Raw genomic sequence first — 25,577 nt, forward strand, 5'->3', positions numbered from 1 at the left:
TATTTAGTATGCTTTGCAATATATTTTTTTTTGAAACTGTAGATTTCTTTCGAAAAACAGTTTGTTTCAAGAGTATGAGTGTTGTCCCCTTGAGGGGACTTTAGGGGTGCTTTATCCTAGGAAAGTATGTTTAAAATCTAGCAACATTGCTCATCCTTAACCAATTTACAACTAGAAACAGCGGCAATAGCGCCTAAAATTGGTGCAGTAATGTACAACCATAAATACTGAAAATTTCCTGTAAAAAGAGCAGGAGCTAAAGAGCGTACAGGATTCATAGATGCTTTTGTCATGGGGCCTGCAAACATAGCTTCCAAGAGAATTACACCACCTACGGCAATGGCTGCCATGGTGCCTATTTCTTTACTTCCAGTAGAAACATTAATAATCACCACCATTAAAAAGAAGGTTAGCAAAAACTCTAAAATAGCGGCTTTATAGGCAGGAAAACCTTCTGCAGGAGTAGTTTCTCCTAAAAACTGGCTTTCAGGAAAGAGAAACCACAATAAGAAAATTGCAAAAACAGCACCTATAGTTTGTGCTAAAATATATTTGGGTACTTTATTTAAAGGAAATTTTTTTGCAAAGGCAAAACCTATAGTAACCGCTGGATTAAAATGTGCTCCTGATATTTCGCCAAAAGCGTAAATCATAGCCATAACTATAAGGCCCCAAGTGGCAGCAACACCTACATGAGAAATGCTCCCTCCTGTAATTTCATTAATAGTCATGGCACCACAACCACAGAATATCATAGTGAATGTGCCTAATGATTCGGAGATATATTGTTTCATAACATCATTTTAAATCTTTACGAATTCGCGTTAGGGATTGAGGCATTTGTTGAAGCTCCTCGACGCAGGAGAGAGCGACTGCCGAAAGCCCGACCACGCCCTAAGCGTGGTAACGCCTATATTAATACTCGGCAAAGATACAACCTCTTATTTTAAGCTTTTGTTAACAATTAGCGATTTTAGATTAGTTAATTTTAGCCAATTAAAACCTAATTATTAAAAACGAGAAAAATGAAAAAATTATTACTATTATTTGTGGCGTGTACTATGGTTTACAGCTTACAGGCTCAAATAGAAACCCCGCAACCTAGTCCTTTAGCAAAATTGGAGCAAAAAGTGGGATTAACTGATATTACTATTGAGTATTCTAGACCTGGTGTAAAAGGACGAAAAATATTTGGAGGCTTGGAGCCTTATGGAACCATTTGGAGAACGGGTGCTAATAAAAACACAGTTATTACTTTTAGCGACGATGTTAAAATTGCAGGACAGGATGTTAAAGCTGGATCTTACGCTATTTTTACTAAGCTTAACTCTGCAAAACAATGGGATGTTATGTTTTATAACGATACTGATAACTGGGGAACGCCATCACCAGAAAAGTGGGATGATAGCAAAGTAGTTGCTACGGCTAAGGTAGATGTTGAAGAGGTTCCGTTTAACGTAGAAACGTTTGCTATTGATATTAATAATATTAAAAACGATGGCGCAGTTTTAGAGCTAATTTGGGAGAAGTCTTATGCGGCAGTTCCGTTTACAGTACCAACCGATGCTAAAGTAACGGCTAACATAAAAAAGGTTATGAATGGGCCTTCTGGTGCCGATTATTATGCCGCTGCTGTATATAACCTAGAGTCTGATGGTGATATTGACCAAGCCGTTAAATGGATAGATAAAGCTGTAGATATGTCTAAAGCGAAGCCAAAGTTCTGGTGGATACATCAACAAGCTTTAATTCATGCTAAGGCAGGCGATAAAAAAGGAGCTATTGCAGCAGCAAAATCATCATTAGCACTTGCAAAAGAAGCTAATTATGATGCTTACATAAGAAAAAATGAAGAGGTATTAAAAGAATGGGGCGCTATATAATTCAAAGGTCTTAGATTTTAAAATATAATAAGAGAGCGCAACTTTTTAAGGTTGCGCTTTTTTTTTTGGCGTTACCCGCAAGGGGTCGCGCTTTCCGCTAAAAGTTTTGGCTTCCCGATAGCTATCGGGACTGCCTCGCCAAAAGCTACCACTGATCCCGATAACTATCGGGACTAACGCGGGTGTATTTGCTAAAGTTGTTTTACAGATTAATAACTCAGGTTTATTTGCTGTCTTACAGCGTCCAAAGTTTGTATCAACTGTTTACTAAATTCAAAAGTCATCACATCACTTTCAGTTTTTCCTGCTTTTAGTAGTTTGTTAAAATGTATAGCTTCGTAGTTATAGCCAATTGTGCTGTAACCAAAATCTAAAGTTTCCGAATCCCCTGAATTTAAAATAAGTGTTACCGTTGCAGGCGCATGAAACATGCTATTAATTTTAATAATACCGTTTTCGCAATAGAAAATAGCTTCCGTGGGTGTATCTTCAATAAGCGAACTTTTTAAGTACGCTTTAACCGCGTTATCATATTCAAAAACCATATCACAAGAAGCATCTGCACCGTTTTCAAAATAAGTAGCTTTCGCTTCTATATTTTTTGGAATACCTAAAGTAGATAACGCCGCAAAAATAGGGTAGATGCCAATATCCAATAAACTACCACCACCTAAGGCTTTATTAAATAATCTATGCGAATCATCAAAAGGGCGATTAAATCCAAAATCAGCTTCAATTTTTAAAATATTACCGTAAGTTTTGTTTTCAATAAGTTTTAGTACATGATTATAATGTGGCAAAAAATACGTCCAAAGTGCTTCCATAAGCAATACATTATTTGCTTTTGCTACTGCAATCATTTCTGCAACTTCTTCTGCGTTCATAGCAAAAGGTTTTTCGCATAGTACAGCAATACCATTTTGTAAACAGAGTAAGGTGTTTTCTTTATGTAAAGCGTGTGGTGTAGCAATATAAACGGCATCTATGTTGGGGTTTTGTGCCAAAGCCTCATAACTATCAAACGCCTTTGGCGCATTATATTTCAAAGCAAAAGCATCTGCTTTTTCTTGATTCCTAGAGGCTACAGCATAGAGTTTAGCATCTCCAATAGTTAATAAATCTGTTGCAAATTTATGCGCAATATTACCAAGGCCTATAATGCCCCAGTTTATGGTTTTAAGCTTTTGCTTGTTTGTCATTTTTAGATAATACTTGAAGTAAACAGGCTATAAAAATAACAATAATACAGCCAACAAAATTCAACCATAAAAATGGCAGATTAATATACTCGTATGCGTTTAAAAAATACAACGTAATAACAAGTACTTGAGTAATTAGTGCAGCAATAAATACGGCGTTACCTTTTACAAACTTAAAGAAGAAGGCTAATAAGAAAATCCCTAAAACATTACCATAAAAAATAGAACCAATAATATTTACCAACTGAATTAAATTTTCAGCAAGATTAGCAACACAAGCCACTCCAATGGCTATAACACCCCAAAGCAGCGTAAACCACCTGGAAGCTGCTACCATTTCTTCTTCAGTTTTTTCAGAGACATTTCTTTTATATAAATCCATGGTGGTAGTAGAACCTAGAGCGTTTAATTCACTTGAGGTACTAGACATGGCTGCACTTAATATCACTGCTAACAAAAGCCCAATAAGACCTCGTGGAAGGTTATTCAAAATAAAATGAATGAACACATAATCTTTATCGTTGCTTTCTACCTTAACGTCTTTTTCTTCTCCAGCTTTATCAATAAGTACTCGTGCTTCCTTTCGTAAATCGTCGTTGGCAGCATTGGCTGCAGTAATAAATGCGGAGACTTTGGGGTCGTTAGTTGTTTTATAAGCGTTTATTATTTTCTGCTTATCCCTAAAAATTTGAGATTGCTCTTCTTGTAGTCTTTTATAATCTTCCGCATACTCAGAATCTAGCACAATTTCCGTCGCTGTCGGATTAAAGTTTACAGGCGCTTCATTAAATTGATAAAACACAAACACCATCACGCCAACTAGGAGAATAAAAAACTGCATGGGTACTTTTAGGAGGCCATTAAAAATCAATCCTAGTTGCATTTCCTTAACGGATTTTCCCGAAAGATAGCGTTGCACCTGACTTTGGTCTGTACCAAAATATGATAACATTAAAAACGTACCACCGATAATACCACTCCAAAACGTATAACGGTTATTTAAGCTAAATGAAAAGTCTAAAACTTCCATTTTCCCGCTAGCGCCTGCGATATCTAAAGCTTTGGTAAATGTAATGTCCTCAGGAAGTTTATTTACTATGATAAAAAACGCCACCAACATCCCCGTAAATATTACCACCATTTGATGCTTTTGCGTCACGTTTACAGCTCGCGTACCACCTGAAACCGTATATATAATCACCAAAACACCAATAGCAATATTTAGTGTTAATAAATCCCAGCCCAATACAACGGATAAAATAATTGCCGGTGCAAAAATGGTAATGCCCGCTGCGAGTCCGCGCTGAATTAAAAATAAAATGGCAGCCAGCGTTCTTGTTTTTAAATCGAATCGGTTTTCTAAAAACTCATAGGCGGTGTAAACTTTAAGGCGATGGTACAGCGGAATAAACACCATACAAATCACAATCATAGCAATGGGCAGTCCAAAATAAAATTGTACGAATCCCATCCCGTCATTAAAGGCCTGTCCAGGCGTGGATAAAAATGTAATGGCACTGGCCTGAGTAGCCATTACAGATAACCCGATAGTCCACCATTTGGAGGTGTTTCCACCCCGTAAATAATCCTTTACGTTTTTGCTACCTCTAGTTTGCAATGTGCCATAGGCAACAATGGCAATTAAGGTAACCGAGAGTACCGTCCAGTCTATCCAACTTAATGTGTTAACCATCTAAAATGCTTTGGTTATGAGATAAAACACAACAAAATACAAGGCATTAGCTACTAGTACTATAGTATATAATTTATTCCATTTTTGTTTTGGTGTTTCCTTTTCCATGATTAGTCTTCTAGTTTTAGAGAAGCTTTTATTTCATCCTTTCCTAAGGATAACATATTAGCGAACAGTCGGTAAGCTCCAGATACACCCGCAGGAAATTCTCTAAAGAAGCTCAAGCCTGTGTACATGTAATACCCTTTACCGTACTTCGCAACAAGTAAGCTGCCTTCTTTGGGTGTTTCGCCCTTATCGTTCATGGATAGAATGGGAGTAAACTCGCTGCCCCAGCTATTGGCAAAATACAAGCCACGTTCCTGTGTCCAGCCATCAAAATCGTTTTGAGTGATTTTATTTGGGAAGTTAAGCACTTCATGTTCTGGATTTACAAAACGCACTTCTGCATTTTCATCGGTTACGCGGTCTCGGGATAATTGCAAATCGAAAGGTGCTAAATGCTCAGATTTCAAACGGTAAGATGTATTGTATTGCACAATCATATTCCCGCCATTTTTTACAAAATCAAAAAGTTGCTGTTGTTTAAAATCTATGTTGTCTAATGTGTTGTAAGCTCGAATACCAACCACAACGGCATCAAACCTGCTTAAGGTTACTGGGTTTATTTCATCTAAATTAAGTACCCGTACATTATAGCCAATTTGCCTTAAACTTTCAGGTACTACGTCGCCAGCACCTTGAATATATCCGATATTTTCACCTCGTTTTTGAATATCCAAACGTACTACTTTGCTCTCACTTGGTAATAGTATAGTTTGAAAGGGAATGTGTTCGTAATCTATTTCAATCAATTCTTTTGTGTAATTCTTATCGCCAATATGCACTATCGGCCCTATAAATCCTTCACTTTGATTTTCAGGAGGAAATACCGTAAAAACCAAAGTTTGTTCTTCACCTTTATGCAGGATATTTACCTTTTGTTTTTTAGGATACACCTGCCAATCGTCTGGATGACATAACTCTATATCACCTTCTAGATTATCGCGACCTGCTTTAACAATAACAGATATTTCCTGCTGATGGTTGCTTTCAAAAATAAACACCTTTTCCTTGATGCTAGCTGAAACTTCAGGTATAATTTCAAACGGACGATACAATTCCCCTTTGTCTGGTTTCGAAAAGCGTTGAATCACAGGTTTTGTAAACGTGATTGGTGTGTTTTCAATCAAAAGATTAAAATCCACATTATACGCTCTTGGTGTTTCTGGTTTGCCAATAAGGGTTTTATCATCTACTTTGTACATGCCTAATGACCCTTTCCTATTTAACCAATAGGGCGTTGTGGGTTTTGCATCGTCTGCTATTTTTAAAACTTCCTTAAAGGTAAATCTTGTATTGTTATCTAAAGCGATGTTTTTTGAAATCGACATGTTACGGATGTTATCAATGCTAACTAAAGTAATTGGCAATTCACTTCTATTTAGTGCCTCCAAAGATACATCTACCATCTCGCCAGCGGTAGCCCAATTGGTGTTGGCTGACGCTTCTAAATATAGTCCAGCACACATTTCAATGATTGCTTTCAGCTCTTTTGTTTTCAGGGTTTTCCAATGTTCATTATCTATTCGCTGTAACAATTTGTAGGCTTTTAAGAGGTCTGACATATGAACCGATGGATTTTTAAAATTGAAGTTGTTTTCAACGGCATTTAAAATATCTCCAATGGCCTTACCACCTTTTACACGATTCCATGAGGTATCAATCCCATCAAACACATCGCTGGCACCATCAAGCGGTTCTCCTTTTAAAAACTCGATATATTCCTCCTGCGAACCGCGGGTGGACACACGTCCAAAACCTTGACATAAATGTTGGCTGCTAGCAATGGATGCTAATTCGTTATTAGACATACCTTTAAGTGGATAATATGTTCCAATGTCCAACACTATCATATTAGTTTTGTCAATTTTATCAAAAGCTTCTCTACTGCCGTAACGCCACCAACTGGTATTGTAAAATAAGCGTTTAGGTTGCCAAATGCCTGGTTGTTTTAATAATTCAGGATAGGCAGATTTATCATTGGCAAGTTCAAACGCTTTCATGCTTAACATGGCAGAAGCGGTATGATGACCGTGAGTTTGTCCCGCTCTTCGGTGGTCAAACCTATTAATGATGATATCTGGTTTAAACTTTCTTATCGCTAAAACCACATCGCTAAGCACTTTATCCTTGTCCCAAATTTCCAAAGTTTCATCTGGGTGTTTGGAATACCCAAAATCGTTTGCCCTAGTAAATAGTTGTTCGCCACCGTCCACACGTCTTGCTGCTAAAAGTTCTTGGGTTCTAATCACACCCAAAAGTTCTCGTATTTCTGGACCAATTAGGTTTTGTCCGCCATCACCTCGTGTTAGGGATAAATAGGCTGTACGGGCTTTTACTTGGTTTGCCATATAAGCAATAAGCCTTGTATTTTCATCATCAGGATGTGCCGCCACATACAAAACTGAACCTAAAACGTTGAGTTTTTGTATGGATTCATATATTTCTGAAGATGCCGGTGTTTTTGGTTTTTGTGCCGAAATTGTAGATAGTGTAAAACAAACTATCAGGGTAAAAAGTAAGCGTTTTTGCATGATTTTCTTTTAGCTGACTGCCAAATATAAATAAAGAAACCAGCGCTATGGCTGGTTTTAATTTTTATTTAACGGAATCTGAAACTGTTGATGTCATTGGGAGGGAGGTATGACTGAAGCAATCTTGATAATATCATTACTATTTTACCTTTTTGTTGTGTGAGATTACTTCGTCGCTCATGCCTCGCTTCTCGTAATGACGGAATTATATCTGTTTCAGGTCTTTAGGTTGCACCTTTTTTTCTGGTTGCTCTGGCTCTGGTGGAATAATCATTTGCCGCCTGTCTCTAAAAAAGAGCTGCTGTATGGAATCCATACGTTTCATCATCTGTTCAATTTGTTGGTTATGATCCATAAAGCCTCTTTGAAAGAAATTGTCTGGATAAAAGCCGCCGCCTGAAATGGAATCCCTTCCAAAAAAATCATCAAAAAAGGAATTGTCAAAAAACGAATGACTATTAAAATGCTGCTGGAATTGCAATTTTAAACTATCGCTTAGTTTCCCGTTTGAGGAATAGCTATAAGAATAAATGGAGTCGTAGCGTTTCAGGTTGCCAAACTCGTCATATTCTTTGTTTACCGTAATGTTTTCATCAGGTTTTACGGTATTCTCTTCTGTTTTTTGTGTTTTGTCTTGTCCTGAACAATTAAAAAATAATAGACAAAACAATGGGAGTAGGTTCAGTGTTTTCATCGTGGTTTATTTTTGAATTATACGTTTTAAAACGTTATCAAATTTTCAAAAAATATGCCAGATGAGGACATCATACTTTTATGAAATCAAGAAATGTCAAGATGGCAGGATGCTATGGTTTTTAGCTTAGTCATTTTTTCGTCTGCTTTTGAATCCAATCCATAAGTTCATCTTTATCAATTGCATCCCAGGTTGATTGCGTATGCTTTTTAGTTGATGGATTGTCGCTAGGTTGTAATACAATCAATTCGGTATTTTCATTTCCTACTATCTTTAATTCGGCTAAAAAGCCAACTATGTCTGTTGCATTATTCTCATATAAGGTTCTTAGTTGTTTCGTTAGCTTATATTTTATTGCCGGTTCTATGTATGCTCGAACCGCATAGTCTTTATAAATCTTTACATTTTCATTTTTTTCATTAAAGTAGCTATATGATGAGAAGTGGTGATAACGCTCTGGATTCGTTTTTGGTGTTCCTACCAAATTCGTTTCCAATAGATAGTTAATAAATTTTGGCTCCCAAAGGTCAATCTGGTTAAGTCTTATGTCGCGTTTATGCTGATACCATTTCCTTGTAAAATCCATCGTGAAATTGCAAGGGACAATACCTTTTATTTTAAGTTGAAATTCAAAGTCATTCTCTTTCATAAATTTAATATACTGCATAGCTCTGTGTCCAACTAAACTTGCTCCCAAGAAGAAAATGTTATCATTTGGCAAATTATATTTACCGAAGGCTTCCCGAATGAGTTTATGCGTAGAAACCATAGAGGATTTAGAAAAGTAAAAGTCAAGAGGAATTTCTGTTGAAACAGATAATACGGCAAAGTCTTTTTCTGCTGCCTGAGTATACATCTGTTTTGCGCTTCTGTTTTTTTTATCATACTTTGAATCTTCGAGAAAAATGAGCACACCTTTTGTTTCTTTATTTTCAGGAAGCATTAGCGAATACCCTTTTTGAATAAAAGGCAAAAAATCATTTTCTCCTGTTCCAACCCTTAGGCTGTCATTTTTTACCGGTTCATAATACGAAACCAGTTTCTGAGAAAAAGATTTCATACTAAAAAGAGTCAAGAAGAGTAAAAATAGTACCTTAAAAGTCTTCTTCATTATTGTTTGTTTTTAACTACGTTTTATGGTCTCGAGCAACCTTATAACAAGGGTTAAATTAACGTTTATTTTCGGTTTGACACTTACTTTAGCAATTTCAAGTGTACTAGAGCGCCTGTCCTGAGAAAAGTCGAAGAGTAGTCATATCCACCAAACATAGCGTAGCGATCAATGAACACCTCAAGCAATACAATATAGGCGAATAAATTAGTGTTATAAGATGTTGTGTGTTCGTGCTTTTATTCAGATTTATGCACTTCAAGTTCGATTTCAATCATAAATTCAGGTAAAGCTAAACCCTTTACTTCAAGCCAAGTTCCAGTGGGGGCCGTTTTTATAGATTTCAGCTCGGTAGGCTGCCTTTTCAAGCATTTGCGCCATATCGGTTGTAAAAATATCTTCTTTTACAACATCGTCAAATGTACAACCATAGTGTTTTAATATTTTTTCTAAATCTGCGTAACAGTTTTTCATTTGCTGCTCTATATCTCCAACGGCAGTAGGATTCCCCTTATCATCCATACTTACTGCTCCAGAGATTTTAATACTGTTTCCGATTTTCACAGCATGGGAATATCCATAAGCTTTTCCAATTCGGGTCTGAACAGAAAATACTCAGGTTTTTTTGATTCAACTATTATCTCTTTTTCAACTTCTTTAGTTGCTTGCTTTTGTTCACAACTTTGTAGTCCAAAAGTCAATACGCAGAGTGTTGCGAGTAAAGTCAGGTGGTTGTTTGTTTTTTTCATAATTCTGATTGTTTAATGCCTACTTTGCTAGGTTTTCGGCTATCCCGTTTTTAAAATGAGTTTCTTTTTTCAGGACGGGTCAATTTTACCCATAACGGTCTTGTATACGGCTCTTAGCGCCTAAATTAGCGATTGTTTTTTCGGTTGGGGCACAAGCCAAATTTTTAATTTTACTATTTACCTGCCCGTCCGGTAGGCGGGTCTTTTTCTTGGAAAACTTCAAATTTAAAATTTTACGACTTTCCAAATATCTCTTAACTTAGTTTTAGCAAATCATTAGTTATGAGCCGTATACGTTGTTGTCTGCAGTTATTTATTCTCTGTTTAATTCTTTAAATGTGAAAAAATTGAGTTTTTTTGTTAGCTCGGGACTGTTAATTAAACCAGATTCAGCGTGAGCAGGATTATTGGTTCCTTCTACAAGTTTGAAAAAATAAGCCTGCTCTATTTGTAAGCTATCAATTGTTCTTATATAATCTTCTAATCTTTCACTTTGATAGGTTTCTGAAATCGGCTCAAGATTAACATTTGGGCCACCAAATTCAGTAATGATAATTGGCTTATTTACCATTGCTTGGAAATTTTCAAAATATATTTTCCAGTTTTCTGCATCATCGTATAGGTGTATATCCAATTCGTCATAGTTAGCATTCTCTAAAACATATTCTATTCGGTTAATGATTTCTTGAAATTCAATGCTATCACAGTGGTTATCTAAAAAATCTCTATTGTAGAGATTACCTTCATCATCATAAAATTCATCAATTTGTCCATTGCATCCTGCCAAAAATCTTAATGAAATTGTTGTAAACCCACCTAAAACAAATTTTGTTTGTGGTGAATATTGTTGAATAGCGTTATAAACAATATTACTTGTGACAACAAACTCTTGTTGGTTACCAATGTACCAGAAATCAGATTGCCATTCGTTTCCAAACTGGATTTTGGAAATCCTGTTGGGAAAACGCTGTAACAGTAGTTCAACATAGTTTTTGAACTTTTCATTATCAACAAACACACAAGAGTTTTCATTTTGTTGTGAGCCACAAGCCCAATTAGGACCATTGGACTGTATGGTCAGTAAAACTTCAATTCCGTTGTTTTCTGCCCAATTTAGTCTCTCATCGAGAGGTGACCAGTTGAAATTCCCTTCGGAAGGTTCTCTGAATTTCCAGTTTTCTCCAATCCGAATGGACTTTACATTTAGCTCACTTAATAGAGGTGCTGTAAAGATACGCTGTTCTTCGTCTGCAACTGGAGGAAACGAAATACCCAAATCGAAACCTATTGGTTCATCTATCGCAGATTGATTGTTGTCATTCAAATTATCATTTGAACATCCAGTGAATAGTATTATTATTATTATTATTATTATTTGCAGTATCATTTTCATAATTACAGCTAACGGTCTAGTGTATGATTTCGTTGCGTGTTTAAGCACTAAAGTTAGCAAATAATCACGGATAGAAAATTCCAGCGGAATTTTCGTAAGTAAGCCTTAACTAGCAATGAATTATACACATTGTGCCTGTTGCACAACGCCTTGTTAAATATACAGAAATTTCGTATATTAACATATGCAAGGCAACAAGATTTATCAAGAAAAACTGTTCAACACTTTCCAGTTGAGCAGTCGGATTCCCAAAGACAATTTTTACCGCAGATTATCGGGTATTTTAGATTTAGATTTTCTCCGCAAAGCGACTGAGATTTATTATGGTAGATGTGGACAAAAGAGTTTGGACCCGGTGGTGTTTTTTAAACTGTGTTTGGTAGGCTATTTAGAGAACATTATCAGCGACCACAAGCTAGTTTCTCATTGTAGTATGCGATTAGATATCCTATACTTTTTAGGCTATGATATCGATGAAGAACTGCCTTGGCACTCGACTATAAGTAGAACCCGCCAACTTTATCCAGCATCGGTTTTTGAGCATCTCTTTGCACATGTTTTTAAGCTTTGTGTTTCAGGCGGTATGGTCAGCGGTCATACGCAGGTTATAGATTCTGCCCCTGTAAAGGCCAATGCTTCCATGGACAGTCTGGAGCTGAAAGTACCGGAAGAAGATTTGGCCTCCCACTTACTGCAGGTGCGCCACATTAGTCATAGAGATAAAGAAGCTGTCATCAGGCGCTCCAAGACCAACAAGGCAGCCCAATCACAACAAACACTATCAGCCAGTTCATCAGAGCTACAGGCGCTACGCAGTAGAAACAAAAAATGGTCCACCGAACAGAACCATCGTCCAGGATCGGGCAGTAAAGGGAGTCGTTACACGAGTAACAAAACGCATTACAGCCCTACCGACCCCGATGCGAGAATCAGTGTAAAACCAGGCAAAGCAAGAAAGCTAAATTACCAAAGCCAACTTACTGTAGATACGGCACACCATGTTATAAGCGATATTAAGGCGTACCATGCAGACGGTAAGGACAGTCAGCAATTATCGGACATTGTCATTAGGGTTCAAAGGCGTTTATGGCAATCTGGCTTGAAGATGGATACCTGTGTAGCCGATACGGGCTATAGTAGCGGCGAGAACTATGCGTTTTTGGAACGCCAAAATATTGAGAGTTACATTCCGCCACATGGCACATATAAAGGTGGTCCTGATGATTTTGTTTATAACGAACAAGAAGACTGTTATATCTGTCCACAAGGAAAAATAATTCCATTTACCAAGGTATTTTATGAGAAGAAGAATAGCACAAAAAAGAAGGAATACCGAGCGTCAAAGAAGGTTTGTATAGACTGCCCCCTGCGCAGTGCGTGCTTAGGAAAATCGGCACAAGAGAAGAAGTTCACCATTACCTATTACCGACCGGAATACGAGCGTAACATAGCCCGGGTGAACAGTAAAAAAGGGCGTTATATGAAAGGCAAGCGGCAAAGCACGGTAGAGCCTGTTTTTGGAACGCTCACTCAGTTTTTAGGCATGCGAAAAGTAAATACTTTAGGATTAGAACAGGCCAACAAATGCATGCACCTATCAGCAGTAGCATATAATTTAAAGAAATATTTAAAATATATTAAAACCAGCCCCAAAAGTATAGCAGGAGTTGTAGGTGTTTTAGGAAGTAGTATAAATCGCCAAATAAGACGCTATATTATTGGTTTTAAGCAACCCGTATTTTAGATAAAAATCAGAACGCGCAAAATCAAAACAGGCTTTAAATCAGTGGCTTATAAATCATTCGGAGTTTTGTTAGGGCGTTGTGCAACGGTTACCATTGTTGCCAGTAGTGCTTATGCTACTTTAAATTCTGATTCATTCATTTCGACACTAAATCGAACGTTTGCTTTCAATGCTCTGAACACTTTTAAAATCGTTTCGATAGTTACGTTTTTAGTGTTTCTTTCCAATTTCGAGATTTGCGATTTTTGAACTCCGATTAATTCGCCGAGTTGCTCTTGAGTCAAATTTCGTTCTTTTCGGACAGACTTTATCATATCTCCAAGCACTTCCATTCGCAAGTCAAATTCGTATTTGTCGCGTTCTTGTGTTCCAATTTTTCCAATGTCCTTGTCTTTCATCTGGTCAAGTGTCATCATTTTCATTTTCTTATTTTTCGTTGCCATAATTTTAAGTTTATTCGTCAAAATATTCAGCTCTAATTTTCAATGCTTTCTCAATTTCTGATTTAGGAACTTTACTAACCTTTTTTACCATTCCGTGAGTCGATAGCACAAGCGTTTCAGTTTTATCTGTTTTGTCCCAAAAGGCAAAGAGTCTGTATTGAATTCCTTGATAAAGTGTTCTAAATTCCCAAATGTCGTCTGTTAGTTTTTTAAACAGTTTTGGGTCATTTTCGAGTTTCGCTTTATCTAAATTGTAATAGATTTTCTTTTTTGCTTTAGCATCCAATTTGGACATAAAGTCAATAGCTTGTTCAAGAAAAACTACCTCAAATTTTGGTTTCATTCAGATTATTTGTCGTTATATTTTAGCAAAGATAACAAAAAAGTTGAATTATATGGAAACTTTTGATGGTTTCGTTCGCATTACTGGCAACGGTCTCGTATAAGAATAGTAGCGGATTTTATGTACTTACTTTTCGGTTTGTTACTGTCGTTTCATTTATAAATTTCATCTCGTTTTAGCGATTAAACCGCTATTATTTTTATACAATGTTAGCCACTGGCATTTTTCCCTTTTAAATAAGATTCGGGTGTTAAAATTGCCAATTCACTATGTTTAAAATCTTTTACATTTCGAGTGAGAATTACCTTGATATTTCCATTTTCGACTGCTGAAAAATTCTGTAATGCGTCTTCGAAATCTCTAAAGTTTGAATTTAATGATTTTAGCACTACATTTTTATTCATTTCCGTCACGTCAATTATATTTAAAAGTTGATTTAATTTATCAATAACGACTTCGTGTTTAGCAGTCTTTCTCAATAAATAATAGGTATTAGCTATTATCACAGGTGTTGTAAATCCTTCAATCTTTTTTTCTTTGCATAGATTTAATACTTTGGCGATATAGTTTGAAAAAGGAACTCTGTCAAAGAAGAAATCTAATAAAACGTCTGTATCAAAAAGTACTCTGTCCATTACAAATACTTTTCTTCTAATCGTTTTCCAAGTTCCTTTTTGTAATCAAAGTTTTTAGGCATTTTAAATGCTCCTTTTAGAGATTCTACCATTGGGTTTAATTCGCTTTCAATATTTGAATCGCTATTTGTTAGATGTTTCAAATAATTTTCGATGATATCAGACAAACTACGATTCTTATCCTTAGCGTATTTCTTAGCCCTTTCTATTATATCTTGCTGAATCGTTAAAGTCAATTTTGTGTTCATTCTTTTTCTAATTTATAGCAAAGATAAAAAATAAAATCAAAACACGTATTTTTATTTGTTATTTTACACGTGTTTTTTTGATGCTTGTGGCTAACGGTCTAGTGTATGATTTCGTTGCGTGTTTAAGCACTAAAGTTAGCAAATAATCACGGATAGAAAATTCCAGCGGAATTTTCGTAAGTAAGCCTTAACTAGCAATGAATTATACACATTGTGCCTGTTGCACAACGCCTTGTTAAATATACAGAAATTTCGTATATTAACATATGCAAGGCAACAAGATTTATCAAGAAAAACTGTTCAACACTTTCCAGTTGAGCAGTCGGATTCCCAAAGACAATTTTTACCGCAGATTATCGGGTATTTTAGATTTAGATTTTCTCCGCAAAGCGACTGAGATTTATTATGGTAGATGCGGACAAAAGAGTTTAGACCCGGTGGTGTTTTTTAAACTGTGTTTGGTAGGCTATTTAGAGAACATCATCAGCGACCACAAGCTAGTTTCTCATTGTAGTATGCGATTAGATATCCTATACTTTTTAGGCTACGATATCGATGAAGAACTGCCTTGGCACTCGACTATAAGTAGAACCCGCCAACTTTATCCAGCATCGGTTTTTGAGCATCTCTTTGCACATGTTTTTAAGCTTTGTGTTTCAGGCGGTATGGTCAGCGGTCATACGCAGGTTATAGATTCTGCCCCTGTAAAGGCCAATGCTTCCATGGACAGTCTGGAGCTGAAAGTACCGGAAGAAGATTTGGCCTCCCACTTACTGCAGGTGCGCCACATTAGTCATAGAGATAAAGAAGCTGTCATCAGGCGCTCCAAGACCAACAAGGCAGCCCAATCACAACAAACACTATCAGCCAGTTCATCAGAGCTACAGGCGCTACGCAGTAGAAACAAAAAATGGTCCACCGAACAGAACCATCGTCCAGGATCGGGCAATAAAGGGAGTCGTTACACGAGTAACAAAACGCATTACAGCCCTACCGACCCCGATGCGAGAATCAGTGTAAAACCAGGCAAAGCAAGAAAGCTAAATTACCAAAGCCAACTTACTGTAGATACGGCACACCATGTTATAAGCGATATTAAGGCGTACCATGCAGACGGTAAGGACAGTCAGCAATTATCGGACATTGTCATTAGGGTTCAAAGGCGTTTATGGCAATCTGGCTTGAAGATGGATACCTGTGTAGCCGATACGGGCTATAGTAGCGGCGAGAACTATGCGTTTTTGGAACGCCAAAATATTGAGAGTTACATTCCGCCACATGGCACATATAAAGGTGGTCCTGATGATTTTGTTTATAACGAACAAGAAGACTGTTATATCTGTCCACAAGGAAAAATAATTCCATTTACCAAGGTATTTTATGAGAAGAAGAATAGCACAAAAAAGAAGGAATACCGAGCGTCAAAGAAGGTTTGCATAGACTGCCCCCTGCGCAGTGCGTGCTTAGGAAAATCGGCACAAGAGAAGAAGTTCACCATTACCTATTACCGACCGGAATACGAGCGTAACATAGCCCGGGTGAACAGTAAAAAAGGGCGTTATATGAAATGCAAGCGGCAAAGCACGGTAGAGCCTGTTTTTGGAACGCTCACTCAGTTTTTAGGCATGCGAAAAGTAAATACTTTAGGATTAGAACAGGCCAACAAATGCATGCACCTATCAGCAGTAGCATATAATTTAAAGAAATATTTAAAATATATTAAAACCAGCCCCAAAAGTATGGCAGGAGTTGTAGGTGTTTTAGGAAGTAGTATAAATCGCCAAATAAGACGCTATATTATTGGTTTTAAGCAACCCGTATTTTAGATAAAAATCAGAACGCGCAAAATCAAAACAGGCTTTAAATCAGTGGCTTATAAATTATTCGGAGTTTTGTTAGGGGGTTGTGCAACGGTTACCGGTGTTAGCACCAGTTTTTCTTCCTTTTTTTCTATATTCAAAAATTAATAAAATTGTCGCAATTATTATAATAAACAAACCAGGTCTTAAATCAAAGCTTTGTCTAAAACTATAATTAAATAAACCTAGCAAAAACAAAATCATCAATCCAAATTGAATAGCAATATATCTTTTCTTATATTTTATAAACCCCAAAGAATGACCAATAACTATTAATCCAATAGAAATAACACTTAAACTAATCAGCCAATGTGGAAAATGATAATCAAATACTATTGATTCTCCATTCCAGCCTGTTTTATTTCTATAAATTCTCTCTCCTTTTTTAAAATGTTTAAAAAATCTAGTCCAAGGAAGTATCGAGCATATAATTATTATAATTGTCAAAAAAGATGACCAAATTAAATATTTATCAACTATCTTTTTTTCTCGCTCAATTATTTCAATTTCTAATGCGTTAAAAATTAATTGAAGTGTTTTTTCTCTTGGTTTAGTTTCATTATTTTCAATTCGTTGAATTGTCCGTAGATTTACTTTTGAAGCTTCAGCTAGTTCCTCTTGGGATAATCCTTTTTTTAATCGTATTTCTTTTATTCTTTTTCCGATTTCAGTCATTATTAATTCAGTTTAATTTGTACCGTAAAAATATTCTTTAAAATCTCATTTTATAGCGACTTGTCAACGACATTTATACGGCATTTTCGGAACTTGTTGTTATTGCTGGGTTTAATTGGTGCTAACGGTTACGTATATGAAATGTTGCGTGTTTGTATGCGAGGATTTTCCGAAGGAAAATCAGAAGCAAGCAAACACGCAACAAACTTTGGTTTAGCTAAAACCAGCAATTTTTTATATACTTTGTTGTGCAACGTATTTTTTATTTATTACAAATAGTTCTAAATTTTCCGGAAAATTCTTTATCAAAAACTTCGTCTTTCATTCCTTGCTTTTTCAAAAATTCTCCAGCCTTAAAAAAGTTCTTCATATAAAGAGTATAATAACCAGTCAGTTCTTTACTGCTAAATGGGTTAGCATTTAATTTTAAATCAACGCTATCTGCTTTGAAAGTCATTTCACTACCATCGATGACATCAGTCCATTCATCATATTCTACCCCTATTATATCGAGGTCATTATTTAGTTTAATAGTCAGAATATGTCCTGTGAATCCATCATTTGCTATATTCTTTATTATAAAACTATTTCCATTTTTATTGAGTTTTATTGTTTTGTCCAAAACGTCAGATTCCATTGTGCAATCATGTGGAAAATAGAAATCTTCTTTTTCATAATTTGTCAAATCAACAATTTTAGCTTTTCCCAATTTTTCTTGTCCAGAACAACTAATGTTTGTCAAAAAAATCAAAATCAATATCAGTCTCATTGGTTTTCTCAATATGTTGCACAACGGTCTCGTATAACCGTCAGTTACGGGTAAATATGCTTTAATTTTCGGTTTGGCACTGACGTTAGCAATTCCGAGTGGATTCGGACGCAGTCGAATCCGCCGTAATTGCGGTTATACATTGTTGTAGTGCGTTTTTATTATTCGGTTACTTGACTCCAATTTTCTCCTCTTTTTATTCTATGAATTTGCGTATCCGAAACTCCAAATCGTTGAGCAATCTTATTGATTCTGTTCTTTTCGTTTTTCAATTGACGCTTAATGATTTTAACTTTTCCCTCGTTTAGTTTTCCAATTTTTTTACCTCTTTTTTCTACAACTTTTTCCCAATTCGGATTGTTGAATTGATGTAGTTCCTTTTCTCTTTTCGTTGCCCATTTTAAGTTTTCCACTCGATTATCGTGTAAGCTTCCCTTCATTAGAACTGCTTATTTTTCCAAAATTACATTATTTAATTTGTTTTTAATTCCTCTGGGGCTAGCCCCAGAGGAATTAAGCTTTGCATATTTCACTGGTGATATTTTCCCCAAGCTATCATGTGGTCTGTTATGGTTATAATCATCCATCCAGATTTGGGTTTGCTCACGTACTTGATGTAGGTCTTCAAAAATATATTTGTTTAAAACCCCTCGCCTGTAAGAACCATTAAAGCGTTCTATAAATGCATTTTGTGTGGGTTTACCTGGTTGAATATACGTAAACTCTATTTCGTGCATTTGGCTCCAATCATTTGTGATATGTGCTATAAACTCTGGGCCATTGTCCATCCGTATGCGTTGAGGCTTCCCTTTTTTGTTAATTAAATGATTCAGTACCCAGACAATACGATTACTCGTCAATGAATAATCAACTTCTATGTGAAGTGCCTCTCTATTAAAATCATCAATGATATTGAATGCCCTGAAGCGTCTCTTGTTCTCTAAGACATCTGTTATAAAATCCATACTCCAAGTATGGTTCAGTTCATTTGGAACCTCTAAAGGCTCTTTAACCCTAGTAGGCAGACGTTTCTTAACCTTTCTTCGCAATGGAAGCCCCAATGCTACATAAACACGATGCACTCTTTTGTGATTCCAAGGTTTACCTTCCTCTCTTAGGCGATCATAGGCCTTCCAAAACCCCTCTTCTGAGTGATCTTTTGCTTTTTGTTGCAAAGCCTGTTCTATAGCCGTATCGTCCTTGGGCAATGGCTTGTAGTAATAGACACTCTTACTCATCCCTAAAACACGGCACGCCCTGCTAATGCCGTAATGAATAAGTTCTTTGGTAATTGCTCTTTTACGACAGGGCTTTATAGCTTTTTTTCGATAATCTCCTTAGCCATTTGATGATCAAGTGCCAGAGTAGCATACATCTGCTTGAGCTTGCGGTTTTCTTCTTCAAGCTCCTTGAGCCTTTTGAGTTCCTTAGAATTCATTCCTGCATATTTGGAACGCCACTTGTAAAAAGCCGCAGAACTCACACCGTGTTCACGGCTAATTTCATCGACACTTTTACCATTGTCGAACTCCTTTAAAATCTTTGCAATCTGTTGCGGTGAAAATTTACTTCTTCTCATAATTACTGTTTAAAGTTAAAACTATTTTTATACTTTTAAACAGTTCGGTTTTATGGGAAGCTTACAATCGGTTTTATCGTAATTCAGATGAATGACATAAATTCCGTCGTTTCGTTCAAGAAAATGTTCAGCTACAAGTTTGTGTACGTACCTACTGGTCGATTTTCCGTTCCGTTTCTGTTTTAACGGAAGATTTTGATATCCATTGATGTATGATTTTTTAATTTCAAATTCGGTTTCGTTTTTACAGTTTAAAATTCGCCCGTAATTTGAGATTTTGAATTGTTCATTTTCGGAAATTCCATCGTCAAATTCAATGGCTTTCCATTCTTCATTCCAATAGTTTCTAATCATATTTCAGAGTTTTCTCAAATGCACTACAACGGTCTCGGCTATGAGTAGTTGCGTGGTTTAGAACTTAACTTTGCAAGTACACACCAAACTGAAAATCCGTGAGGATTTTCAGAAGTAAGCGAGAACAAGCAATTACTTATAGCCATTGTGCCTGTTGCACAACGCCTTGTTAAATATACAGAAATTTCGTATATTAACATATGCAAGGCAACAAGATTTATCAAGAAAAACTGTTCAACACTTTCCAGTTGAGCAGTCGGATTCCCAAAGACAATTTTTACCGCAGATTATCGGGTATTTTAGATTTAGATTTTCTCCGCAAAGCGACTGAGATTTATTATGGTAGATGCGGACAAAAGAGTTTGGACCCCGTTGTATTTTTTAAGCTATGTTTGGTGGGCTATCTGGAGAACATTATCAGCGACCACAAGCTAGTTTCTCATTGTAGTATGCGATTAGATATCCTATACTTTTTAGGCTATGATATCGATGAAGAACTACCTTGGCACTCGACTATAAGTAGAACCCGCCAACTTTATCCAGCATCGGTTTTTGAGCATCTCTTTGCACATGTTTTTAAGCTTTGTGTTTCAGGCGGTATGGTCAGCGGTCATACGCAGGTTATAGATTCTGCCCCTGTAAAGGCCAATGCTTCCATGGACAGTCTGGAGCTGAAAGTACCGGAAGAAGATTTGGCCTCCCACTTACTGCAGGTGCGCCACATTAGTCATAGAGATAAAGAAGCTGTCATCAGGCGCTCCAAGACCAATAAGGCAGCCCAATCACAACAAACACTATCAGCCAGTTCATCAGAGCTACAGGCGCTACGCAGTAGAAACAAAAAATGGTCCACCGAACAGAACCATCGTCCAGGATCGGGCAATAAAGGGAGTCGTTACACGAGTAACAAAACGCATTACAGCCCTACCGACCCCGATGCGAGAATCAGTGTAAAACCAGGCAAAGCAAGAAAGCTAAATTACCAAAGCCAACTTACTGTAGATACGGCACACCATGTTATAAGCGATATTAAGGCGTACCATGCAGACGGTAAGGACAGTCAGCAATTATCGGACATTGTCATTAGGGTTCAAAGGCGTTTATGGCAATCTGGCTTGAAGATGGATACCTGTGTAGCCGATACGGGCTATAGTAGCGGCGAGAACTATGCGTTTTTGGAACGCCAAAATATTGAGAGTTACATTCCGCCACATGGCACATATAAAGGTGGTCCTGATGATTTTGTTTATAACGAACAAGAAGACTGTTATATCTGTCCACAAGGAAAAATAATTCCATTTACCAAGGTATTTTATGAGAAGAAGAATAGCACAAAAAAGAAGGAATATCGAGCGTCAAAGAAGGTTTGCATAGACTGCCCCCTGCGCAGTGCGTGCTTAGGAAAATCGGCACAAGAGAAGAAGTTCACCATTACCTATTACCGACCGGAATACGAGCGTAACATAGCCCGGGTGAACAGTAAAAAAGGGCGTTATATGAAAGGCAAGCGGCAAAGCACGGTAGAGCCTGTTTTTGGAACGCTCACTCAGTTTTTAGGCATGCGAAAAGTAAATACTTTAGGATTAGAACAGGCCAACAAATGCATGCACCTATCAGCAGTAGCATATAATTTAAAGAAATATTTAAAATATATTAAAACCAGCCCCAAAAGTATAGCAGGAGTTGTAGGTGTTTTAGTAAGTAGTATAAATCGCCAAATAAGACGCTATATTATTGGTTTTAAGCAACCCGTATTTTAGATAAAAATCAGAACGCGCAAAATCAAAACAGGCTTTAAATCAGTGGCTTATAAATTATTCGGAGTTTTGTTAGGGGGTTGTGCAACGGTTACCATTGTTGTAAAACGTTTTTTATTCCTCGTCTATTTCAGACATTCGTTCGTTAATAAACTCAAAAAATCCGATTTCTCCAGAAATTTCCCAAACTTCGTGGTCCCAATCTACAGTCGAATTTCCATTATTTTTATAAAAGCATTGGGCATTTCCAGCTCCATCTGGATAGAACTCAAGTAAGTCATTAAACGAATAACCTTCGGGTTGTACATTTTGTTCTTTACAAATTGGATTCATCATTTCTGCCATTACTTTTATATCGTCATTAGCCATAACAAAATAAGCGTCATATATTTCTCCAAATCCGTTATGTATTTTATAGAAAGTTTTCAAGTCATTAGGAACGTTCCAATTAAAGGTTTTTAAATTTTTATTTGGTTCTGCATTTAAGAGTGGTGCTCCTCCTGTATAAATTTTGAAATAATCTCTATCATCATAAAGCTTCATATTCAGCAAGTAATGTAAATGCCAAGTGTTTTCTTTTTTCTCTGCGAAAATGAATTTACAACGTTCTTTTAATGAAGATATCAAATTTGGAATTTTCTTGGAAATTGGTTTAAAGTTTTCGGTTATGAATTCCGCAATTGTTTTGTCATTTAAGTTTTTCCAAGGACAGTATTCTGGTAATTCTCCGAGTTCGTGAAAATTTGAACTATTTCTTGATTCAAAAACAAGTTTGATTCCGTCAAAACCATATTTATTTATGATTTCGTTTTCCAAATTTGTGGTTCGGATAAATTCTGGGTTAAATTCTTTTTCCGAATCTCTTTGAAGTTCCTTTCTAAACTGTTCTTTTAATTCAGAAGTCAGATTTTCATAATTTTCCTTTTTGTTGTTCTGACTATTTGCTCCGAAAAAAGATAGTATTCCCATTATTAAAATTATATGTTTCAATGTTTCTCTCAAATGTTTTACAACGGTCTGGTGTATGGCTCGTTGCGTGCAAATTAGCGATTATTTTTCGGTTAGGCACAAGCCGAATTTTTAAATTTTACTATTTATCTTTCTTTTTTAGAAATCGTCTACCGAAGGACTACTGCCACCAAAATATAAAATAAAAAAGACAGTAAATTTAAAAATTTGGCGACTTCCCAAATACGCCTTAACTTCGGTTTAAGCGATTGATTAGCAATGAGCTATACACGTTGTTGTGCTTTCGTTATTTTTCAAAACTATCCAACTCCTTGTTTGTCATTTCAATTAATGTTGTGATATCATTCTTGAGCTCCATTGATGTTTCTGTAGACGTATTTATATTAACAAATAGTTGTGTCAAATAACTAAATGTTTGTGTTGCTTGAAGTTGTGTCACATCGAATTCTTTCTCTAATGGTGTATCGATTCCGAAAAGTATTTTAGCGCTCCAATTATTAGTCAATAGCGGTGCTATGTAATTTTGAAAATCGCGAGATATTATTATTGTGTAATCATAAGCTCCAATATTGTCATTTTCGATAAGGTAATATTCGCTCAATTTTTTTCTTAATTCGTTATTGCTCAAAAGGTCAATATTCCCTGAACTTACCATATTTGTAAATCCTACACTATTGGACTTGAATTTCGCATTTAGATACAACTCTGCAGACATAAAGTGAAAGAAAAGGGAATCTTTATCATTTGCATTGTATTCATTTTTTGACAGCAATTTCATGGTTTTCATTATTAGTCCTTGTCGGTTTTTAAAATGCTTGAGATTGTCATCAAGTTGCAGAGTGTCCGAAATGAGGTTATCTCTAATCTCTGTAAGGCCGAGTCTTTCTTTTTCTTTGTTTTGATTTTGAATATTTTTGTTATTTATCCATAAGGCTATTAAAATCCCGATAACCACAAGAACGATTTCTCCGATTGCATATATCAGATATTTACTGAATTTATTTTCAGAGAGTAGTTTTTGTCTAATTTTTCTAAAGAATTTAATCATTGGTTAATGGTTGGTTATAATGAAGCACAACGGTAAAGTGTATGATTTCGTTGCGTGTTTAAGCACTAAAGTTAGCAAATAAATCACGGATAGAAAGTCCGCGAGGACTTTCGTAAGTAAGCTCTAACTAGCAATGAATTATACACATTGTGCCTGTTGCACAACGCCTTGTTAAATATACAGAAATTTCGTATATTAACATATGCAAGGCAACAAGATTTATCAAGAAAAACTGTTCAACACTTTCCAGTTGAGCAGTCGGATTCCCAAAGACAATTTTTACCGCAGATTATCGGGTATTTTAGATTTAGATTTTCTCCGCAAAGCGACTGAGATTTATTATGGTAGATGTGGACAAAAGAGTTTGGACCCGGTGGTGTTTTTTAAACTGTGTTTGGTAGGCTATTTAGAGAACATTATCAGCGACCACAAGCTAGTTTCTCATTGTAGTATGCGATTAGATATCCTATACTTTTTAGGCTATGATATCGATGAAGAACTGCCTTGGCACTCGACTATAAGTAGAACCCGCCAACTTTATCCAGCATCGGTTTTTGAGCATCTCTTTGCACATGTTTTTAAGCTTTGTGTTTCAGGCGGTATGGTCAGCGGTCATACGCAGGTTATAGATTCTGCCCCTGTAAAGGCCAATGCTTCCATGGACAGTCTGGAGCTGAAAGTACCGGAAGAAGATTTGGCCTCCCACTTACTGCAGGTGCGCCACATTAGTCATAGAGATAAAGAAGCTGTCATCAGGCGCTCCAAGACCAACAAGGCAGCCCAATCACAACAAACACTATCAGCCAGTTCATCAGAGCTACAGGCGCTACGCAGTAGAAACAAAAAATGGTCCACCGAACAGAACCATCGTCCAGGATCGGGCAGTAAAGGGAGTCGTTACACGAGTAACAAAACGCATTACAGCCCTACCGACCCCGATGCGAGAATCAGTGTAAAACCAGGCAAAGCAAGAAAGCTAAATTACCAAAGCCAACTTACTGTAGATACGGCACACCATGTTATAAGCGATATTAAGGCGTACCATGCAGACGGTAAGGACAGTCAGCAATTATCGGACATTGTCATTAGGGTTCAAAGGCGTTTATGGCAATCTGGCTTGAAGATGGATACCTGTGTAGCCGATACGGGCTATAGTAGCGGCGAGAACTATGCGTTTTTGGAACGCCAAAATATTGAGAGTTACATTCCGCCACATGGCACATATAAAGGTGGTCCTGATGATTTTGTTTATAACGAACAAGAAGACTGTTATATCTGTCCACAAGGAAAAATAATTCCATTTACCAAGGTATTTTATGAGAAGAAGAATAGCACAAAAAAGAAGGAATACCGAGCGTCAAAGAAGGTTTGTATAGACTGCCCCCTGCGCAGTGCGTGCTTAGGAAAATCGGCACAAGAGAAGAAGTTCACCATTACCTATTACCGACCGGAATACGAGCGTAACATAGCCCGGGTGAACAGTAAAAAAGGGCGTTATATGAAAGGCAAGCGGCAAAGCACGGTAGAGCCTGTTTTTGGAACGCTCACTCAGTTTTTAGGCATGCGAAAAGTAAATACTTTAGGATTAGAACAGGCCAACAAATGCATGCACCTATCAGCAGTAGCATATAATTTAAAGAAATATTTAAAATATATTAAAACCAGCCCCAAAAGTATAGCAGGAGTTGTAGGTGTTTTAGGAAGTAGTATAAATCGCCAAATAAGACGCTATATTATTGGTTTTAAGCAACCCGTATTTTAGATAAAAATCAGAACGCGCAAAATCAAAACAGGCT

23 protein-coding genes and 1 pseudogene are annotated in these 25,577 nt (G+C 36.6%); 5 read left to right on the top strand and 19 right to left on the bottom strand.

Annotated features, from left to right (window positions below):
- Window positions 1–137: 137 nt before the first annotated feature.
- Window positions 138–794: an MIP/aquaporin family protein gene (locus AC1B0Z_RS01725; protein ID WP_483793832.1), complete on the bottom strand. Its 657-nt coding sequence runs from the start codon at window positions 792–794 to the stop codon at window positions 138–140.
- 231 nt (window positions 795–1,025) lie between these two features.
- Here AC1B0Z_RS01725 and AC1B0Z_RS01730 point away from each other — a divergent pair, with 231 nt between their 5' ends.
- A complete protein-coding gene (locus AC1B0Z_RS01730; protein WP_483793833.1) occupies window positions 1,026–1,883 on the top strand; it encodes a DUF2911 domain-containing protein in 858 nt (285 codons plus the stop codon).
- A gap of 209 nt (window positions 1,884–2,092) precedes the next feature.
- Here AC1B0Z_RS01730 and AC1B0Z_RS01735 read toward each other — a convergent pair whose 3' ends face one another.
- The 7 genes and pseudogenes from AC1B0Z_RS01735 to AC1B0Z_RS01765 all read right to left on the bottom strand — a co-directional run bounded on the left by AC1B0Z_RS01735 (window position 2,093) and on the right by AC1B0Z_RS01765 (window position 11,358).
- Window positions 2,093–3,082: a Gfo/Idh/MocA family protein gene (locus tag AC1B0Z_RS01735; protein ID WP_483793834.1), complete on the bottom strand. Its 990-nt coding sequence runs from the start codon at window positions 3,080–3,082 to the stop codon at window positions 2,093–2,095.
- The gene (locus tag AC1B0Z_RS01740) at window positions 3,060–4,775 is read right to left on the bottom strand and encodes a sodium:solute symporter family protein (protein WP_483793835.1); all 1,716 of its coding nucleotides are present in this window, start codon (window positions 4,773–4,775) and stop codon (window positions 3,060–3,062) included. Before AC1B0Z_RS01740 ends, AC1B0Z_RS01735 begins: the two co-directional genes overlap by 23 nt.
- A gap of 110 nt (window positions 4,776–4,885) precedes the next feature.
- Window positions 4,886–7,411, bottom strand: a complete 2,526-nt coding sequence (locus tag AC1B0Z_RS01745; protein WP_483793836.1) for a PIG-L family deacetylase — start codon at window positions 7,409–7,411, stop codon at window positions 4,886–4,888.
- Window positions 7,412–7,616: 205 nt separating this feature from the next.
- On the bottom strand, window positions 7,617–8,105 hold the full coding sequence (locus AC1B0Z_RS01750) for a hypothetical protein (RefSeq protein WP_483793837.1): 489 nt from the start codon (window positions 8,103–8,105) through the stop codon (window positions 7,617–7,619).
- A gap of 130 nt (window positions 8,106–8,235) precedes the next feature.
- Window positions 8,236–9,216: a hypothetical protein gene (locus AC1B0Z_RS01755; protein WP_483793838.1), complete on the bottom strand. Its 981-nt coding sequence runs from the start codon at window positions 9,214–9,216 to the stop codon at window positions 8,236–8,238.
- Between the two features lie 239 nt (window positions 9,217–9,455).
- A pseudogene (locus tag AC1B0Z_RS01760) lies at window positions 9,456–9,965 on the bottom strand (RidA family protein).
- Window positions 9,966–10,278: 313 nt separating this feature from the next.
- Window positions 10,279–11,358, bottom strand: coding sequence for a glycosyl hydrolase (locus AC1B0Z_RS01765; RefSeq protein ID WP_483793839.1), 1,080 nt, complete (start codon window positions 11,356–11,358; stop codon window positions 10,279–10,281).
- Window positions 11,359–11,542: 184 nt separating this feature from the next.
- Here AC1B0Z_RS01765 and AC1B0Z_RS01770 point away from each other — a divergent pair, with 184 nt between their 5' ends.
- Window positions 11,543–13,102 (top strand): IS1182 family transposase, encoded by a 1,560-nt coding sequence (locus AC1B0Z_RS01770; protein WP_483793840.1) that lies wholly within the window; start codon window positions 11,543–11,545, stop codon window positions 13,100–13,102.
- Window positions 13,103–13,212: 110 nt separating this feature from the next.
- Here AC1B0Z_RS01770 and AC1B0Z_RS01775 read toward each other — a convergent pair whose 3' ends face one another.
- The 4 genes from AC1B0Z_RS01775 to AC1B0Z_RS01790 form a co-directional block, all read right to left on the bottom strand.
- On the bottom strand, window positions 13,213–13,545 hold the full coding sequence (locus AC1B0Z_RS01775) for a helix-turn-helix domain-containing protein (RefSeq protein WP_483793841.1): 333 nt from the start codon (window positions 13,543–13,545) through the stop codon (window positions 13,213–13,215).
- 10 nt (window positions 13,546–13,555) lie between these two features.
- Window positions 13,556–13,888: a type II toxin-antitoxin system RelE/ParE family toxin gene (locus AC1B0Z_RS01780; protein ID WP_040492771.1), complete on the bottom strand. Its 333-nt coding sequence runs from the start codon at window positions 13,886–13,888 to the stop codon at window positions 13,556–13,558.
- A 209-nt stretch (window positions 13,889–14,097) separates the two neighbouring features.
- The gene (locus AC1B0Z_RS01785; protein ID WP_483793842.1) at window positions 14,098–14,523 is read right to left on the bottom strand and encodes a type II toxin-antitoxin system VapC family toxin; all 426 of its coding nucleotides are present in this window, start codon (window positions 14,521–14,523) and stop codon (window positions 14,098–14,100) included.
- Window positions 14,523–14,771 (bottom strand): DUF6364 family protein, encoded by a 249-nt coding sequence (locus tag AC1B0Z_RS01790; RefSeq protein WP_483793843.1) that lies wholly within the window; start codon window positions 14,769–14,771, stop codon window positions 14,523–14,525. Before AC1B0Z_RS01790 ends, AC1B0Z_RS01785 begins: the two co-directional genes overlap by 1 nt.
- A 266-nt stretch (window positions 14,772–15,037) precedes the next feature.
- On the opposite strand from AC1B0Z_RS01790, the gene AC1B0Z_RS01795 reads away from it, so the two are divergent.
- A complete protein-coding gene (locus tag AC1B0Z_RS01795; RefSeq protein WP_483793844.1) occupies window positions 15,038–16,597 on the top strand; it encodes an IS1182 family transposase in 1,560 nt (519 codons plus the stop codon).
- A 69-nt stretch (window positions 16,598–16,666) separates the two neighbouring features.
- On the opposite strand, the gene AC1B0Z_RS01800 is transcribed toward AC1B0Z_RS01795, so the two are convergent.
- The 5 genes from AC1B0Z_RS01800 to AC1B0Z_RS01820 all read right to left on the bottom strand — a co-directional run bounded on the left by AC1B0Z_RS01800 (window position 16,667) and on the right by AC1B0Z_RS01820 (window position 20,007).
- The gene (locus tag AC1B0Z_RS01800) at window positions 16,667–17,305 is read right to left on the bottom strand and encodes a helix-turn-helix domain-containing protein (RefSeq protein ID WP_483793845.1); all 639 of its coding nucleotides are present in this window, start codon (window positions 17,303–17,305) and stop codon (window positions 16,667–16,669) included.
- A gap of 262 nt (window positions 17,306–17,567) precedes the next feature.
- On the bottom strand, window positions 17,568–18,014 hold the full coding sequence (locus AC1B0Z_RS01805; protein WP_483793846.1) for a hypothetical protein: 447 nt from the start codon (window positions 18,012–18,014) through the stop codon (window positions 17,568–17,570).
- Window positions 18,015–18,235: 221 nt separating this feature from the next.
- A complete protein-coding gene (locus AC1B0Z_RS01810) occupies window positions 18,236–18,514 on the bottom strand; it encodes a hypothetical protein (protein ID WP_483793847.1) in 279 nt (92 codons plus the stop codon).
- A 9-nt stretch (window positions 18,515–18,523) separates the two neighbouring features.
- Window positions 18,524–19,653, bottom strand: a protein-coding gene (locus tag AC1B0Z_RS01815; protein ID WP_483791680.1) for an IS3 family transposase whose coding sequence is annotated in 2 segments (ribosomal slippage) — window positions 18,524–19,392 and window positions 19,392–19,653 — 1,131 coding nt in all. Because the reading frame shifts where the segments join, the coding sequence is not laid out codon by codon here.
- A gap of 27 nt (window positions 19,654–19,680) precedes the next feature.
- Window positions 19,681–20,007, bottom strand: a complete 327-nt coding sequence (locus AC1B0Z_RS01820; RefSeq protein WP_483793848.1) for an NUMOD4 domain-containing protein — start codon at window positions 20,005–20,007, stop codon at window positions 19,681–19,683.
- Between the two features lie 200 nt (window positions 20,008–20,207).
- Here AC1B0Z_RS01820 and AC1B0Z_RS01825 point away from each other — a divergent pair, with 200 nt between their 5' ends.
- Entirely contained in the window at window positions 20,208–21,767 is a 1,560-nt protein-coding gene (locus tag AC1B0Z_RS01825; protein WP_483792090.1) for an IS1182 family transposase, read from the top strand.
- A gap of 111 nt (window positions 21,768–21,878) precedes the next feature.
- On the opposite strand, the gene AC1B0Z_RS01830 is transcribed toward AC1B0Z_RS01825, so the two are convergent.
- Both AC1B0Z_RS01830 and AC1B0Z_RS01835 read right to left on the bottom strand, forming a co-directional pair.
- On the bottom strand, window positions 21,879–22,733 hold the full coding sequence (locus tag AC1B0Z_RS01830; protein WP_483793849.1) for an SMI1/KNR4 family protein: 855 nt from the start codon (window positions 22,731–22,733) through the stop codon (window positions 21,879–21,881).
- 286 nt (window positions 22,734–23,019) lie between these two features.
- Window positions 23,020–23,781 (bottom strand): DUF6090 family protein, encoded by a 762-nt coding sequence (locus tag AC1B0Z_RS01835; protein WP_483793850.1) that lies wholly within the window; start codon window positions 23,779–23,781, stop codon window positions 23,020–23,022.
- Window positions 23,782–23,983: 202 nt separating this feature from the next.
- Between AC1B0Z_RS01835 and AC1B0Z_RS01840 the strand changes: the two genes are divergently transcribed.
- Window positions 23,984–25,543 (top strand): IS1182 family transposase, encoded by a 1,560-nt coding sequence (locus AC1B0Z_RS01840; protein ID WP_483793840.1) that lies wholly within the window; start codon window positions 23,984–23,986, stop codon window positions 25,541–25,543.
- Window positions 25,544–25,577 lie beyond the last annotated feature (34 nt).

Source organism: Hyunsoonleella sp. J2K-J805, assembly GCF_057167125.1.